General features: G+C 75.9%; 2 protein-coding genes (1 of these 2 running past the window's edge). Both read right to left on the bottom strand.

Going from position 1 to position 17,525, the window contains the following annotated elements; all coding sequences use genetic code 11:
* Nucleotides 1-7: 7 nt before the first annotated feature.
* Nucleotides 8-10,339 carry a type I polyketide synthase gene (locus IGA62_RS25075; protein ID WP_190289210.1) on the bottom strand — a complete coding sequence of 3,444 codons (10,332 nt, stop codon included), beginning with the start codon at nucleotides 10,337-10,339 and terminating at the stop codon, nucleotides 8-10.
* Between the two features lie 357 nt (nucleotides 10,340-10,696).
* Nucleotides 10,697-17,525: the 3' portion of a type I polyketide synthase gene (locus IGA62_RS25070; RefSeq protein WP_145822021.1), read on the bottom strand. The gene runs 23,021 nt beyond the window's last position; the window shows 6,829 of its 29,850 coding nt (coding positions 23,022-29,850); the start codon falls outside the window, past its right edge — the gene reads right to left on this strand; it ends in the stop codon at nucleotides 10,697-10,699.

Here is a 17,525-nt window from a genome sequence, read left to right as displayed (position 1 = left end):
TCCGGGGTCAGGCCGATCCGAGCTCGTCGTCGAGAAGGCTGAACAGCTCCTCGGCGCTGGCGGTGCTGAGGTTGCCGTCACCCGTGGCGGCGTCGTCGGCGCCGGCCTCGGCGTACGTCCACAGCGACAGCAGTTCCCGCAGCCGGGCGGCGACGGCGGTGCGGTCGGTGTCGTCGACGGCGACCGCGCGCATGGCGGTCTCCAGCTTGTTCAGCTCGCCCAGCACGGACAGCGCGCTGGTGGTCCGCTCGGCGAGCAGCGCGCCGCGCAGGTGGGCGACCATCGCGCCGGTGGTCGGCCGGTCGTAGATCAGGGTGGACGGCAGGCGCAGCCCGGTGGCGGCGGTGAGCCGGTTGCGGAACTCCACCGCGGTCAGCGAGTCGAAGCCCAGCTCCACGAAGCCCTTCTCCTCGTCGATGTCGCGGATCGAGGAGTAGCCGAGCACCGCCGCCGCGTGGGTGCGGACCAGGTCGGACAGCACCCGGTCCCGCTCCGACTCCGGGGTGGCGGCGAGGGTGTCGCGCAGCGCGGTCGCCGCGTCGGCCGCCGGAGTCGCCGTGGCCGGGGCGGCCCCGGCCGGGCGGACCAGGCCGTGCAGCAGCCGGGGCAGCGCCGGGCCGAGCCGGCCGAGCAGCCCGTGGTCCAGGCTCACCGGCACGACCACCGCGTCACCGAAGCGCAGCCCCTCGCTGAACAGCTCCATGCCCTCGTCGGCGTCCAGCGGGTGGAAGCCGGCCCGGCTCATCCGCTGCTCGTCGACGTGCCCCTGCGGTCCGCCGGGCTCGTCGGGGTTGGCCCACGGCCCCCACGCCATCGAGGTGACGGCCAGCCCGCTCGCCCGCCGGTGGTGGGCGAGCGCGTCGAGGAAGGCGTTCGCGGCGGCGTGGTTGGCCTGGCCGGGGCCGCCGAACAGCCCGGACGCGGAGGAGAACAGCACGAAGGCGGCGAGGTCCAGCTTCTCGGTCAGCTCGTGCAGGTGCCAGGCGGCGTCCACCTTCGGCCCGAGGACGGTGTCGAACCGGGCCGGGGTGAGCGCCGGCAGCACCCCGTCGTCGAGGATGCCGGCGGCGTGCACGACGCCGACCAGCGGCCGGTCGGCGGGGATCTCGTCGAGCAGCACGGCGAGGGCGTCGCGGTCGGTGACGTCGGCGGCGACGACCTGGGCGGCGGCGCCGAGCCCGGTCAGTTCGGCGACGAGGTCCGCCGCGCCGGGTGCGTCGGCGCCGCTGCGGCTGACCAGCAGCAGCCGGGGCACCCCGTGCCGGGTGACCAGGTGCCGGGCGACCAGCCGGCCGAGCGCGCCGAAGGCGCCGGTGACCAGGACGGTGCCGCCGGACAGGTCGGGCGTCGGCCGGTCCTGCGGCGGCGGTCCGGTCCGGACCAGTCGGGGCACCCGCAGGTGTCCGGCCCGGACAGCGAGCTGCGGTTCCCCGGTGGCCAGCGCCGCCGGCAGCGCGACCGCCGAACGGGGGTCGTCGTCGAGGTCGAGCAGCACGAACCGGCCCGGGTTCTCCGACTGGGCGGAGCGGACGAGGCCCCACGCCGTGGCGGCGGGCAGGTCGGCGGGCCGGTCGTCGCCGTCGACGCAGACCGCACCCCGGGTGACCAGGACGAGCCGGGCGTCGGCCAGCGGTTCCCGGCTGAGCCAGTCCTGCGCCAGCGCCAGCGTCTCGTGGCTGACCAGGTGCGCGGCCCGTGCCGGGCTCGGCTCGTCGGTGCGCTGCCCCACGCAGGTGACGACCACCGCGTCGGGCACGGCCGCCCCGCCGGCCACGGCCGCCACCAGTTCGGCCAGGTCCCGGTACGACTCGATGCCCGGCCAGCCCTCGGCGTCGCCGAGCACGGCGATACGGGCGGACCGGTCCGTCCCCGGCTCGGGGGCGATCCAGTCGAGCCGGTGCAGCGACCGGTTGGCCGCACGACGGGCCGCGTTGAGCTGGTCGGAGCTGATCGGCCGCAGGACGAGGGCGTCGAGGGAGGCGACCGGCGTGCCGCCGGTGTCGGTGACGGTCGCCGCCACCGATCCCTCGGTCGCGGTGAGCCGCACCCGCAGTTCGCGGGCCCGGGTGGGCGCGACGGCCAGCCCGGTCCAGGAGAACGGCAGTCCGGGCTGCGCCGCGCCGGACGGCGACGGGGCGTCCTCGGCGCGGCCGAGGGCGCTGGCGCCGATGGCGTGCAGGGCGGCGTCGAGCAGCGCCGGGTGCACCGAGAACCCGACGGCGTCGGTGGTGCCCGCGTCGGCGTCCAGCGCCACCTCGGCCAGGATGTCGTCGCCGTGCCGCCAGGCCGCGCGCAGCGCCCGGAAGACGGGGCCGTAGTGGTAGCCCTGCTCGGCGAGGTGCGGGTAGAGCGTGTCCAGCGGGATCGGCTCGGCGTCGGCGGGCGGCCAGGCGCCGGCCGGGGCCACAGTCACCGCCCGGGTGGGGGCGAGCAGGCCGGCGGCGTGCCGCTGCCACTGCCGGGCCGCCCCCGGCCGGTCGGTGCCCTCGTCGACGTACGAGTGGACGGTCACCGACCGGCAGCCGTCGCCGTCGGCCGGGCCGACGCGGACCCGCAGGTCGACGCCGCCCGTCGGCGGGACGACGAGCGGTGCCTCCAGCACCAGTTCCGTCACGTGGGCGGTGTCCACGGTCCGACCGCTCCAGGACGCCAACTCGACCAGGGCGGTGCCGGGCAGCAGCACGGTGCCGAGCACGGCGTGGTCGGCCAGCCACGAGTGGCTGGCCAGCGAGATCCGCCCGGTGAACAGCAGGCCGTCGTCGCCGGGCAGGTCGGCCACGGCGCTGAGCAGCGCATGGTCCACGGCGTCGAGACCCACCGACGGCAGCCCGGCCCGACCGGCGCCGCCACGCGACAGCCAGTACCGGTCCCGCCCGAACGCGTACGTGGGCAGGTCGACGGTCGGTGCCGGGGTGAGCACCTTCGTCCAGTCCACGGGCAGACCGATCGTGTGCGCGGTGGCCAGGTTCGTCAGCAACCGCGCCGCGTCGTCCTCACCCCGCCGCAGGGTCCCCAACGCGTGACCGTCGACGCCGACGTCCTCCAGGATCGCCGTCACCGGCATCGTCAACACCGGATGCGCCGACACCTCCACGAACGTCGTGAACCCCGCCTCGACCGCCACCCGCACCGCCGCGTCGAACCGCACCGGGTTCCGCAGGTTCTCGTACCAGTAGCCGCCGTCCATGACGGTCGGGTCGGCCCACTCGCCGGTCAGGGTGGAGACCAGCGGCGTGTGCCCCGCCTGCGGGGCAAGCCCCGCCAGGTCGGCCAGCATCCGCTCGCGGATGCGCTCCACCGCCGGGGAGTGCGACGCGTAGTTGAACCGGATCGGCCGCGCCCGCACCCCCTCGGCCCGGAACGTCTCCACCAGCTCCGCCACCTGCTCCGGCGGACCGGAGACCACCACCGTCGCCGGCCCGTTCCGCACCCCGACAACCACCTCGGGGAAGTCGACCAGACGCGCGGCGACCTCCCCGGCCGGCAGGTCCACCGCCGCCATCGCCCCGGTGCCGGCCAGCGTGGCGAGCGCGCGGGCCCGCAGGATCACCGCCCGCGCCGCGTCCTCCAGCGACAGGACACCCGCCACGCAGGCCGCCGCGATCTCACCCTGCGAATGACCGATCACCAGCTGCGGGGTCACGCCGGCGTGCCGCCACACCTCCGCCAGGGCGACACCCACCGCGAACAGGACCGGCTGCAACACCTCCACCCGGTCCAACCACGACTCGTCGTCACTGGTCAACAACGACACGACGTCGACGTCCAGGTACGGCGCGAACGCCCGCTGACACTCCGCCAGCCGGGCGTCGAACACCGGACAGCGGCCCACCAGACCAGCGGCCAACCGTACCGACTGACCACCCTGCCCCGGGAAGACGAACACCACCCCAGGCCCATGATCGGCAGCCACACCCGACACGACGCTCTTCGCCTGCGAACCCGCCGCCAGCGCGTCGAGGCCGGCGAGCAGGTCGCCGGTGCCCGCCCCGACCACGGCGGCGCGGTGCTCCAGCGCGGCCCGGGTGGTGGCCAGCGACCAGGCCACCGCCGCCGGGTCCAGCCCGTCGTGCTCACGGACGTGCCGGGCAAGCCGTTCCGCCTGGCCGCGCAGCGCGATGGCCGACCGCGCGGACAGCGGCCACACCAGCTGCCCCGCGCCGACAAGTCCCGCAGTGGGCCGATCGGCGGCGGGGGCCTCGGGCTCCGCCTCGTCCGCCGGCTGCTCGACGATGACGTGCGCGTTGGTGCCGGAGATGCCGAACGACGACACCGCCGCCCGACGCGGCCGGTCCACCACCGGCCACGGCGTCGCCTCGGTCACCAGATCCACCGCACCGGCCGACCAGTCGATGTGCGGCGACGGCTCGTCCACGTGCAGCGTCGCCGGCACGATCCCGTGCCGCATCGCCTGCACCATCTTGATCACACCGGCCACACCGGCGGCGGCCTGCGCGTGACCGACGTTCGACTTGATCGACCCCAGCAGCAGCGGCGCCGACCCGTCCCGCTCCTGGCCGTACGTCGCCAGCAACGCCTGCGCCTCGATCGGGTCACCCAGCGTGGTGCCGGTGCCGTGCGCCTCCACCACGTCCACGTCGGCCGCCGACAGCCGGGCACTGGCCAGGGCCTGCCGGATCACCCGCTGCTGCGACGGGCCGTTCGGCGCGGTCAACCCGTTCGACGCGCCGTCCTGGTTCACCGCCGAACCGCGCAGCACGGCGAGGACGCGGTGGCCGTTACGCCGCGCGTCGGAGAGCCGCTCGACGAGCAGCATGCCCACGCCCTCGGACCAGCCGGTGCCGTCGGCGGAGGCGGCGAACGACTTGCACCGGCCGTCGCCGGCCAGGCCGCCCTGCCGGGCGAACTCGGCGAAGGTGTCCGGGGTGGCCATCACCGCGACACCGCCGGCGAGGGCGAGGTCGCACTCGCCCCGGCGCAGCGCCTCGCCGGCCAGGTGCAGCGCCACCAGCGACGACGAGCAGGCGGTGTCCACGGTCACCGCCGGTCCCTCCAGGCCGAGGGTGTACGCCACCCGGCCGGAGATGACGCTGTGCGCCCCGCCGGTCATCAGGTAACCCTCGGTACCCTCCGGCACCTCGGTCAGCCCGGTCCCGTAGCCGGAGGTGGACGCGCCGACGTACACGCCGGTGCGGCTGCCCTTCAGGCCGGTCGGGTCGAGCCCGGCCCGCTCCAGGACCTCCCAGGACGCCTCCAGGGTGAGCCGCTGCTGCGGGTCCATGGCCAGGGCCTCGCGCGGGGAGATGCCGAAGAACGCCGGGTCGAACCCGGTCGCGTCGTACAGGAAGCCGCCGGCGGGAGCGAAGCCGCTGTCCGGGGCGGGGACGTCCCAACCCCGGTCGGTGGGGAACGGACCGATGGCGTCGACGCCGTCGGCGACCAGTCGCCACAGCTCCTCGGGGCTGCCGGCACCCCCCGGGTAACGGCAGGCCATGCCCACGATCGCGATCGGCTCGTCAGCGCCGACGGCGACCGCGACCGCGGCCGGCACGGCGGCGTCCGCGCCGAACGCCGTCTCGCGCAGGTGCCGGGCCAGGTCGGTCGGGGTGGGGTGGTCGAAGACCAGGGTGGACGGCAGCCGCAGCCCGGTCGCCTCGTTCAGCTTGGTGCGGAAGTCCACGGCGGTGAGCGAGTCGAAGCCGAGGTCCTTGAACGGCCGGCCGCGCAGGTCGTCCGGGGTGGCGTGGCCGAGCACCCGGGCGGTCTGCTCGTTGACGATCCGGAGCAGCTCCCGCTCCTGCTCGGCCTCGGGCAGGTCGGCCAGGTGGCGCAGCGCCTCGGTCGCACCGGCGGGCGCGGCGGCGGTCTCCGCCTCGGCCGCCACGAGCGCCCGCACCTGCGGCAGCTCGGACAGGAACGGGCTGGGCCGGGTCAGGGTGAACGCCGGATGGAAGCGGCTCCAGTCGACGTCGGCGACGGTGACGCCGGGGGCGGACCGGCGCACCGCCCGGTCGAGGGCGACGAGGGCCCGCTGCGGGTCGATGGTGGGCAGGCCCATCCGGTGCAACTGCTCGGTGGCGGTGTTCTTGGCGGCCATGCCGTCGGCGCCGCCCCACGCCGTCCAGGCGACGGCGGTGGCGGCGAGCCCCCGGTCCCGGCGGTGCACCGCGAGCGCGTCGAGCAGCGAGTTGCCGGCACCGTACGCGCACTGGCCGGCGCTGCCCCACGTCCCGGAGACGGACGAGAAGAGCAGGAACGCGGCGAGCGGCCGGTCGGCCAGGCACTCGTCGAGGTGCAGCGCGCCGAGCACCTTCCCGGCGACCACGTGGGAGAACTCGTCCAGGGTGGTGCCGGTCAGCGGGGTGAGCTGGTCGGTGCCGGCGGCGTGCACCACCACGGTCAGGTCGGGCAGCGACTCCAGCAGCGCCGCGACGGCGGGCCGGTCGGTCATGTCGCAGGCGGCGGCGGTCACCCGTCCGTCGCCGTACTCGTCGAGGAGACCGGCCAGGCCGGGGGTGGCGGCGCCCCGACGGCCGACCAGGACGACCCGACGCGCACCCCGGTCGAGCAGCCAGCGGGTGACGTGGCTGCCGAGCGCGCCCGTACCGCCGGTGACCAGGACGGTGCCGTCGGCCCACCAGTCCGTGGTGGGCCGGTCCGGGGCGGTGGCCGGGGTGAGCCGGCGGCCCCAGACGCCACCGGGGCGGACCGCGACCTGGTCCTCTCCGCTGCCGCCGGCGAGGACGGCGGCCAGCCGGCGCAGCACGGCGGCGTCGACGGTGGCCGGCAGGTCGACGAGGCCGCCCCAGCGGTGCGGCTGCTCGACGGCGGCGGCCCGGCCGAGACCCCAGACCAGGTTCTGGAGCGGGTGGTCCACCCGGTCGGCGGGGCCGGCCTTGACCGCTCCGCTGGTCGCGCACCAGACGGGTGCGTCGAGGTCGAGGTCGGTGAGCGCCTGGACGAGCACGAGGGTGGTGCCCGCGGCGACGGTCATGCCAGGGTGGGCGGGCAGCAGCCGGTCCTGCCCGGCGACGAGGTGCAGCACCCCGGCGACCGGCTGGTCGCCGACGGTGCCGCGCAGCCGGTCGACCAGCGCCGCCCGGTCGAGATCGTCGGCGCCGACGCGCAGCAGTGCCGGCTCGTCGCCGCCGGCCCGGAACAGCTCGACCAGGTCGTCCGCCCAGGCCGGTGCGGCGTCCACCGGCAGCACCAGCAGCCAGCGCCCGGTCGGCCGGTCACCCTCGGTGACCGGAACCGGCTTCCACACCACCTGGTACGACCAGCCGTCCGCCACGGTGCTGTCGTGCCGGTTGCGCCGCCACGAGGCGAGGACCGGCAGCGCGGGCAGCAGGGTCCGCACCGGGTCGTCGTCGCCGCCGAACTGGTCGCGCAGCGCGTCGACGTCGGCCTGCTCGACCGCCGACCAGAACGCGGCGTCCTCGGTGGCGACCTCGCCGGCCGGGGTGGCCGGGGGCGGCTCGGGCCAGAACCGCTCACGGTGGAACGCGTACCGGGGCAGCGGAACGCGGCGCGGGTCGGCCCCGGCGAAGAGGTGCCGCCAGCCGACCGGAACCCCGGCGACGTGCAGTTCGGCGAGCGCGGTGAGCAGCGACGCCGGCTCGGGGCGGTCCCGACGCAGCAGCGCCACGGCGGCCGTCGGGTCGTCGTCGGCGTCGAGGATGTCCCGGGTCAGCGCGGTCAGCACACCGCTCGGCCCGACCTCCAGGAAGGTGCCGACGCCGAGGGCGCGCAGCTGCTCGACGCCGTCGGCGAAGCGGACGGCCGCACGGACGTGCCGCACCCAGTGCGCCGTGGTGCGGATCTCGTCCGGGTCGGCGAGCGTCCCGGTCAGGTTGGAGACGATGGGCAGGGTGGGGGCGCGCAGCTCCAGCCGGTCCACCACGGCGGCGAAGTCCGCGAGCATGGGCTCCATGAGCGGGCTGTGGAAGGCGTGGCTGACCCGTAGCCGCCGGGTGCGCACCTGCCGGTCGGCGAAGACCCGCTCCACCTCGGCGACCGCGTCGGCGGCGCCGGAGACCACCACGGCGGCGGGGCCGTTGACGGCGGCGATGCCGACCGGGCCGTCGATGCCGGCGAGGACGGCCTCGACCTCGTCCGGTCCGGCGGCGACGGAGAGCATGACCCCGCCGCTGGGCAGCTGCTGCATGAGCCGGCCCCGGGCGGCCACCAGCGCGGCGGCGTGGGGCAGGGACAGCACCCCGGCGACGTGGGCGGCGACCACCTCGCCGATGGAGTGCCCCATCAGCACGTCCGGGGTGACCTGCCAGGACTCCAGCAGCCGGTACAGCGCCACCTCGACGGCGAAGAGCCCGGCCTGGGTGTAGAGGGTCTGGTCGAGCAGGTCGGCCTCGTCGGTGCCCGGTTCGGCGGCCAGCACCGGACCGAGCGGGCGGGGCAGGTACGGGTCGAGCGCGGCGCACACCTCGGCGAGCGCGCGGGCGAACACCGGGAACGTCGCGGCGAGTTCCCGGCCCATGCCGGGACGCTGGGCGCCCTGGCCGGAGAAGAGGAACGCGAGCTGCCCGCCCCGGGGGCCGGCCCCGACGACGGCGGAGCCGGTGCCGCCGTCGGCGAGAGCCCGCAGGTCGTGGCGGAGGCCGGCGCGGTCGCCGGCGAGGACGACGGCCCGGTGTTCCAGGGCCGTCCGGGTGGTGACCGAGGACCAGCCGACGTCGACCGGTCCGGCGTCGGCGGCGTCGGGATCGGTGTCGAGCCAGTCGGCCCAGCGTCCGGCCTGCGCGGCGAGGCCGGCGTGGTCGCGGGCGGAGAGCAGCACGGGCACGAGCCCGGCGGCCGTGACCGGGGCCGGGCCGGTGGCCTCGGCCGGTTCGCCGGTGACGGGGCCGTCCACGCCGGTCGCGCTCCCGGCGTCGGTCGTCGTGGCGGTCGCGGTCCCGACGTCGCCGGTCGCGGTCCCGGAGGCCGGGGAGCCGGACGCCACCGGGGGGGCGGTGGTGGCGTCCGGGGTCTCCACCGGCGGCTCTTCGATGATCACGTGGGCGTTGGTGCCGCTCATGCCGAACGAGGACACGGCCGCGCGGCGGGGCTGCTCCCCCGCCGGCCAGGGCTGCGCCTCGGTGAGCAGCGACACCGCGCCCGCGGTCCAGTCCACGTGCGGGGTGGGCTCGTCGACGTGCAGGGTGGCCGGCAGCGTGCCGTGCCGCAGGGCCATCACCACCTTGATCACCCCGGCGACACCGGCCGCCGCCTGGGTGTGGCCGATGTTGGACTTCACCGACCCCAGCCAGAGCGGCCGGTCGGCGGGACGACCCTGCCCGTACGTGGCGAGCAGGGCGGTCGCCTCGATCGGGTCGCCGAGGCTGGTGCCGGTGCCGTGCGCCTCGACCGCGTCCACGTCGGCCGGGGTGAGCCGGGCGCTGGCCAGGGCCTTGAGCACGACCCGCTGCTGGGACGGCCCGTTCGGGGCGGTCAGGCCGTTGGACGCGCCGTCCTGGTTGACCGCGCTGCCGCGCACCACGGCGAGGACGGGGTGACCGTTGCGGCGGGCGTCGGAGAGGCGCTCGACGAGCAGGACGGCGACGCCCTCGCCCCAGGCGGTGCCGTCGGCGGCCCCGGCGAACGCCTTCACCCGGCCGTCGGCGGCGAGACCGCGCTGCCGGGAGAAGCCGACGAACGCGGACGGGGTGGACATGACGGTGGCGCCGCCGGCCAGCGCGAGGGTGCACTCGCCCTGACGCAGGGCGTGGCAGGCCAGGTGCAGCGCGACCAGCGACGACGAGCAGGCGGTGTCGACGGAGACGGCCGGACCCTCGATGCCGAGCACGTACGAGATCCGCCCGGAGACGACGCTCGCGGCGGTGCCGGTGAGGACGTACCCCTCGACGCCCGGCGGGGGAGCCTGGAGCAGCGCGGCGTAGTCCTGGCCGGTGGTGCTGGCGAAGACGCCCACCTGGTGGCCACGGAGCGCGGCCGGGTCGATGCCGGCGTGCTCGAACGCCTCCCAGGAGGTCTCCAGCAGCAGCCGCTGCTGGGGGTCCATGCCCAGCGCCTCGCGGGGAGAGATGCCGAAGAACCCGGCGTCGAACTCGGTGGCCGAGTCGAGGAACCCGCCCTGCCCGACGTACGAGGTGCCGGGGTGGTCCGGGTCGGGGTGGATCAGCCGTTCCAGGTCCCAGCCCCGGTCGGTGGGGAAGTCGGAGATGGCGTCACCACCGGCGGCGACCAGCCGCCAGAGGTCCTCGGGTGAGCGCACCCCGCCCGGGAAGCGGCAGCCGATGCCGACGATGGCGATGGGCTCCCGGTGCGCCGCCTCCAGGTCGCCGAGCTTCCGCTTCGTCTGGTGGAGATCCGCGGTAACCCATTTCAGGTATTCCCGGAGAGTGTCTTCAGTCGCCATCAGTGCCACCCTTTTCGAGCCGGAAGAATTAGGCGACCCAATTCCATCAACCGACGCCTCAAGCCGCGTTACCACAGCCAATTCAGCCCGACCACGAATTGCTATTAATCAACAGCGTCGAAGCGCCGACCACGCCCTAGTTACCGGAGGAAGGTATTGGGCGGCCGGTGACGGTCACAACCCCTAGGCTGCCCCTAGGGCCGCCCCTAACGCAGACGGCGACCGGAACGGCCGCAGCCACGCCGGGGGCGGCCCCGCCGAGGGTCGGCGCGACGGCCCGGCGGAGCCGGTCGGGGTGGCCGTGACCGCCACCTCGACCGGCTCCGTCGACGCGTGTCGACAATGACCGACGACGGGTCAGAAAACGCCGCCGACATTGCCGCCGGGGCCGCCGAGCTCCCGGTGGATGAAATCGAACAGCTCGGCGTCGCTGGCCCCGTCGAGGGTCGGCGCCGCCGGTGCCTCGACCGCCCGGTCGTCGCCCCACCGGGCGAGGAACGCCTGCATCTGCACCAGCAGCTTCTGCCGGGTCAGCGGATCCGGCGCGCTGGTGGCGAACAGGCCGTCCAGCTTCTCCAGCTCCGACAGCAGGCCGGCGGTCGCGGCGACCCCGTCCTCCACCACCAGCGTGCGCAGGTGACGGGCCAGTGCCAGCGGGGTCGGGTAGTCGAACACCACGCTGGCCGGCAGGGTGACCCCGGTGGCCGCCCGGAGCCGGTTACGCAGCTCCACGGCGGTCATCGAGTCGAAGCCGACCTCCCGGAACGCGCGGGTCGGACCGAGGTCCCCGGTGCCGGGATGGCCGAGCACCGCCGCGGCCTGGGTGGACACCAGCTCGACCAGCACGGCGTCCCGTTCCGCCTCCGACAGGGGCCGGAGCCGTTCGCGCAGCGCCTCCGCCGCCCCGTCGTCCGCCGCTTCCCCGCTGTGCAGGTTGCGCAACGCGTCCCGCGCCTCGGGGATCTCGGCGAACAGCGGCCGGGCCCGCACCGCGGCCACCGCCGGCACGAACCTGTCCCACCGCACGTCGGCCACCACGACCTGGGTGCCGTCGACGGCGGCCTGCCGCAGCGCGGCGGTGGCCAGGTCCGGTGCCATGCCGGGCAGGCCGCGCCGGCTCAGCTGCTCCAGGTCGTCGTCGGTCAGACCGTCGGCCCAGGGGCCGAACGCCACCGACGTCGCCGGCAGCCCGGCCCGCCGCCGGTTCGCGGCGATGACCTGGAGCAGGGCGTCGCCGGCCGCCTGGCCGGCCCGCCCGCCGGAACCCCACACCCCGGAGGTGGAGGAGCAGAGCACCAGCGCCCCGAGGGCCTGGCTCTCCAGCTCGTCGGCGTACCGGGGGATGTCGCCGACGGTGGCGACCAGGTCGGCGGCGAGACCCGTGAGGGTCAGCTCCACCAGCGGTACGGTGCCGGTGTCCGCCGGCACGTGCAGCAACCCGGTCACCGGCCGGCCGTCGGCGGCGAGCTGTTCCATCCGGTCGGTCAGCTTCCGGCCGGCCGGCTGGTCCAGCGGCACCACGGCCGCGCCCTGCCGCTCCAGCCAGCCGGTGGCGTGCCGGGCGACCACGCCCGCCCCACCGGTGACCAGGACGGTGCCCTGCGGCGTCCAGCCGCCGCCCGTGCCGTCGGCCGGGCCGGTGTCCCGGACCAGTCGCCGCGCGTACGCCCCCGAGGCGCGGACGGCGAGCTGGTCCTCCCCCTCGGTGTTGGTCAGCGCGGTGACCAGCGCGACGCCGAGGCCCCCGGTCACCGTGCCGGGCAGGTCGACGAGGCCGCCGACGTGCCGGGGGTGTTCCAGGGCGGCGGCCAGGCCGAGACCCCAGCTGGTGGCCTGCCACGGCCGACTGGCCGGCTCGTCGTCGGTGGCGACCGCACCGGTGGTGACGAGCCACAGCGGCAGCGGCTCGTCGACCTCCCGGCCGACGTGCGCCTGGAGCAGCAGCAGGTTCGCCGCGAGCCCGGACGGCAGGGAGTCCTGGCCCGGGTGCGGTGCCTCGTCCAGGGCGAGCAGGGAGAGCAGCCCGGTCGGCTGGTGCTCCGCGCAGGCCCGGACCAGGTCGGCGGCGAGCCCGTCCCGGTCGGCGGTGGACGGGTCCACGGTGAGCAGGTGCACCGTGGACCCACCGGCGCGCAGCGCGTCGGCGATCGTCTCGGCCGCCTGCCGTCGCGGAGCGACGACCAGCCAGCTGCCCGGCTGGCCGGCGGTGAGCCGCTGGGGCCGCCAGGTGACCCGGTACCGCCAGCCGCCGATCGTGCCGTCGGTGTGCTGCCGGCGACGCCACGAGTCCAGCTCCGGCAGCAGATCCTTCAGCGGCTGGTTGGCGTCGATGCCGAGCCGGTCCAGGTCGCCGTCGGTGACCGCCTGCCAGAACTCGGTGTCGACCCGGTCCGCGCCGCCGGTCAGCGGCCTGGTGAGGGTGGGCCAGTACCGCTGCGGCTGGAACGCGTACGTGGGCAGTTCCGGCAGGTCACGCGGTGCGGGGCGGGGGCCGGCGAGCGGCGTCAGCACCGCCGTCCAGTCGACGTCCCGGCCGCTGGTGTACCGGGTGGCCACGGCGGTGAGCAGCGCCGTCACCTCCGGCACGCCGGCCCGCTGGGTCGCCAGGGCCGTCGCGTCGTCGGGGAGCAGGTCGGCGTTCATGGCGGTGAGCACCGCGCCGGGGCCGATCTCGACGAACGTGTCGACGCCCGCAGCCCGCAGGGCGGCCACCCCGTCGGCGTACCGGACCGCCTCGCGGACGTGCCGCACCCAGTAGTCGGCGGTGCGGATCTCGTCGGCGTCGGCGAGCGCGCCGGTCAGGTTCGACACCACCGGCACCAACGGCGCGGCGAAGGTCAGCCCCTCGACCACGGCCCGGAACTCGTCGAGCATCGGCTCCATCAACGGACTGTGGAACGCGTGACTGACCGTCAACCGACGCGTCCGCGCACCCCGCTCCCGCCAGCTTGCCTCCAGCTCGTCCAGCACCTCGACGGCACCGGACACCACGACAGCCGACGGGCCGTTCACCGCAGCGATCCCGACCCGGTCGGTCAGACCGGCGAGCGTCGGCGTCACCTCGGCTTCCGGTGCGGCCACGGCGAGCATCCCGCCACCAGCCGGGAGTGCCTGCATCAACCGACCCCGCGCCGCCACCAGCGCGCACGCGTCCGCCAGGGACAGCACTCCCGCCACGTGCGCGGCGGTGATCTCACCGATCGAGTGACCACCCACGAAGTCCGGCACGACACCGAACGACTCCACCAGACGGAACAACGCCACCTCGACCGCGAACAAACCGGCCTGCGTGAACACCGTCTGATCCAGCAGCTCCGCCTCCGGCGTTCCCGCCCCGGCGAACAGCACGGTCTTCAACGGCTGCGGCAGCAGCGGATCGAGGTGACCACACACCTCGTCCAACGCCGACGCGAACACCGGGAACGCGGCGGACAACTCCCGACCCATCCCGGCACGCTGCGCGCCCTGACCGGAGAAGATCACGGCGGTGCCGCCCGTCGTGGCCGGGACGGCCGACACGAGCGCGGGGTGCTCACCACCGGTGGCGAGGGCACGCAGCGCCGCCAGCCGGGTCTCCCGGTCGGCGGCGACGACCACCGCCCGCTGGGCCAGGTGGGCGCGCCCCTCGGTCAGGACCCAGGCCGCCGCCCCGTCGTCGGGTCGGTCCCCCGTCTCGACGACAGGGTCGCCGAGCCGGCGGGCCAGCCGGTCGGCCTGCTCCCGCAGTCCGGCCGCCGTCGCAGCGGAAACCGGCCACGGCAACACCTCGACGCCGCTCGTCACCTGGTCGGCGGCGTCCGTGGTCGCGGCCCCGTCGGAGCTCGACGGGCCGTCGGTCGTCCCGGCAGGCTCCACGGTCGGTGCCTGTTCGAGGATCACGTGGGCGTTGGTGCCGCTGATGCCGAACGACGAGACGCCGGCCCGGCGGGGACGGCCGTCGGCGTCCCACGGGCGTGCCTCGGTGAGCAGCGCCAGCGGTCCCGACGCCCAGTCCACGTGCGGGGACGGCTCGTCGACGTGCAGGGTCGCCGGAAGCGTCCCGTGCCGCAGTGCCAGCACCATCTTGATCAGGCTGGCCACGCCCGCAGCGGCCTGGGTGTGGCCGATGTTCGACTTCACCGAACCCAGCCAGAGCGGCCGGTCGGCGGGGCGGTCCGGTCCGTACGCGGCCATCAGCGCCTGCGCCTCGATCGGGTCGCCCAGCGTGGTACCGGTACCGTGCGCCTCGATGGCGTCGATATCGCCCGGGGTCAGACCGGCGTTGGCCAGGGCGTGCCGGATGACACGCTGCTGCGCCGGCCCGTTCGGGGCGGTCAGCCCGTTGGACGCGCCGTCCTGGTTGACGGCGCTGCCCCGGACGACCGCGAGGATGCGCCGGCCCTCCCGTCGCGCGTCGGAGAGCCGTTGCAGCAGCAGGACGCCGACGCCCTCGCCCCAGCCGGTGCCGTCGGCGCTCGCGGCGAACGCCTTGACCCGCCCGTCGGTGGCCAGGCCGCGCTGCCGGGAGAACTCCAGGAACGCCCCCGGCGTCGACATCACCGTCACGCCGCCGGCCAGCGCGAGGTCGCACTCGCCGGAGCGCAGCGCCTGCGCGGCCAGGTGCAGGGCGACCAGCGACGACGAACACGCCGTGTCGACGGTGACCGCCGGCCCGTGCAGCCCGAACGAGTACGCCAGCCGGCCGGAGACCACCGACGCGCTGTTGCCGGTGGCCTGGTAGCCCTCCACCTCGGACCGGGCACCGAGGAGCAGGGTCGCGTAGTCCTGCCCGTTGGTGCCCATGAACACGCCGGTCGCGGAGCCACGGACCCGCTGCGGGTCGATACCGGCCCGCTCGAACGCCTCCCACGTGGTGTGCAGCAGCAGCCGCTGCTGCGGATCCATGGCGAGTGCCTCGCGGGGGTTGATCCCGAAGAAGCCCGCGTCGAAGTCGGCCACGTCGTCGAGGAAGGCGCCGCTGCGGGTGTAGCTGGTGCCCACCCGCTCCGGGTCGGAGTCGAAGAGCGCGTCGAGGTCCCAGCCCCGGTCGGTGGGCATCGGCGTCACCGCGTCCACCCCGTCGACCAGCAGCTGCCACAACTCCTGCGGAGAGGACACCCCGCCGGGGAAGCGGCAGGCCATCGAGACGATGGCGATCGGCTCGTCGGCTGCCGGCCGGACCACGGTCACGCCGGTCGCCGGGCCGTCGCCGGCCACGCCGGCCACCAGTTCGGTACGCAGGAAGCGGGCCAGTTCCGCCGCCGACGGGTGGTCGAAGACCACGGTCGACGGCAGGGTCAGCCCGGTGGCCCGGCCCAGCCGGTCCCGCAGCTGCACGGCCGCGAGGGAGTCGAAGCCGAGTTCCCGGAACGCCCGGCCGGCCGGCACCTGGTCGGCGGAGCGGTGGCCGAGCACGGCCGCCGCCTCCGCGCGGACCAGGTCGACCAGCAGGTTCTCCTGGCCGGTGGCCGGCAGCGCGGCGAGTCGGGCCCGCAGCCCCTCGGTGGCGGCGTCGGTCTCCGGGCTTTCCGGCTCCACGGCGACGACCGGGGCGACCCGGTCGAAGAGGTGGCTCGGCCGGGCCGCGGTGAACGCGGCGACGAACCGGGACCAGTCCACGTCGACGATCACCGGGGCCGCCTCGGGGGCGTTCACCCAGCGGCCCAGCGCCGCGACGGCGGCGTCGGGCGCGAGCGGGGTGAAGCCCCGACGGCGCAGGCCCTCGGCCGTTTCGCCGGCCGCCATGCCGTCCTCCGCCCACGGGCCGTAGGCGAGGGCGGTGGCGGGAAGGCCAGCGGCCCGGCGGGCGGCGACGAGGGCGTCGAGCAGGGCGTTGCCGGCCGCGTAGCCGGCCTGCCCGCCGCCGCCCCAGACGCCGGCCACGGAGGAGAAGACCACGAACGCGTCGAGGTCCCGGTCGCGGCACGCGGTGTCCAGGTGCAGGGCACCGAGCACCTTGCCGGCCAGCGTCGCCGACAGGTCGGCGTCGGTCAGCTCGTACGCCGGGGTGGTCCCGCCGGACGCGCCGGCGGTGTGCACGACGGCGGTCAGCGCGGGCAGCCCGGCGACCAGGTCGGTGACCGCCCCGGCGTCGGCGACGTCGCAGGCGACCACCCGGACGGTGCCGTGGACGGCCAACTCGTCGACCAGTTCGGCCGCGCCCGGGGCGTCCGGGCCACGCCGGGAGGCGAGGACCACCTCGGCGGCACCGTTGACGAGCAGCCAGCGGGCCACCCGCCGGCCCAGCGCGCCGGTACCACCGGTGACCAGCACCGTCCCCGACGGACGCCAACCCGAACCGGCCGGCGGCGCGGCCGGCACCAGCCGGCGACCGAAGACACCGTTGCGGCGGACGGCCACCTGGTCCAGGGTGCCGTCACCGAGCACCGCGACGAGCGCGGCGCGGGTGTTCCGGTCCGCGCGGGCCGGCAGGTCGACCAGGCCACCCCAGCGGTCCGGCTGTTCCAGGGCGACGGCACGACCGAGGCCCCAGGTCAGCGTCGCCCAGAGGTCACCGGGCTGGTCACCCGGCGCGACCGGCACGGCGGCCCGGCTGAGCGCCCACACTCGACCCGGCAGGCCGGCGTCGGTCAGCGCCCGGACGAGGGTGAGCAGCACCGCCGTGCCGGCAGGCACACCCGGCGCGTGCGGAAGCGACCGGTCCTGCCGGGGCAGGACGCAGAGCACACCCGCCCACCCGTCGGCACCGGTGCGGCGCAGCCGCTCGCCCAGCTCCGCCCGGTCGACGGTCGGCGCGACGGTCAGGGTGTCGACCTGCGCACCGGCCCCGGTGAGCGTCTTCGCGACGCCCGCGTCGGTGTCGCCGCCCACGGTGACCACGAGCCACCGCCCGGACAGCCCGACCACCGGGGCCGGGCGCACCGGCTCCCAGTCGACCCGGTACGACCACCCGTCCAGCTCGGTGTCCCGGGTTCGGGCCTTCCGCCAGGAGGTGAGGGCGGGCAGGGCCGGGGTGAGGGCGTCCACCGCGTCCGTACCGAGCTGGTCGGCGAGGCCGCTGAGGTCGCCGCGCTCGACCGCCGTCCAGAACTCGACATCTCCGGCGTCGGCGACGACGCCCTGCGGCCGGTCCACCGTCGCGGGCCAGTACCGCTGGTGCTGGAACGCGTACGTCGGCAGGTCCACCCGCCGCGCACCGGCCCCGGTGAACCACTGCTGCCAGCTCACCGCCACACCGTTGACGTGC

The sequence above is a fragment of the Micromonospora sagamiensis genome (assembly GCF_014680085.1).
In the GTDB taxonomy this organism is placed as follows: Bacteria; Actinomycetota; Actinomycetes; order Mycobacteriales; family Micromonosporaceae; genus Micromonospora; species Micromonospora inyonensis.
Note: the sequence above shows the minus strand (reverse complement) of the source record. Positions and strands in the feature narration are given on the sequence as shown.

Excerpts from the sequence above, each read along its gene's own strand:
- IGA62_RS25075 (WP_190289210.1), bottom strand. The coding sequence starts at position 10,339 with ATGGCGACTGAAGACACTCTCCGGGAATACCTGAAATGGGTTACCGCG.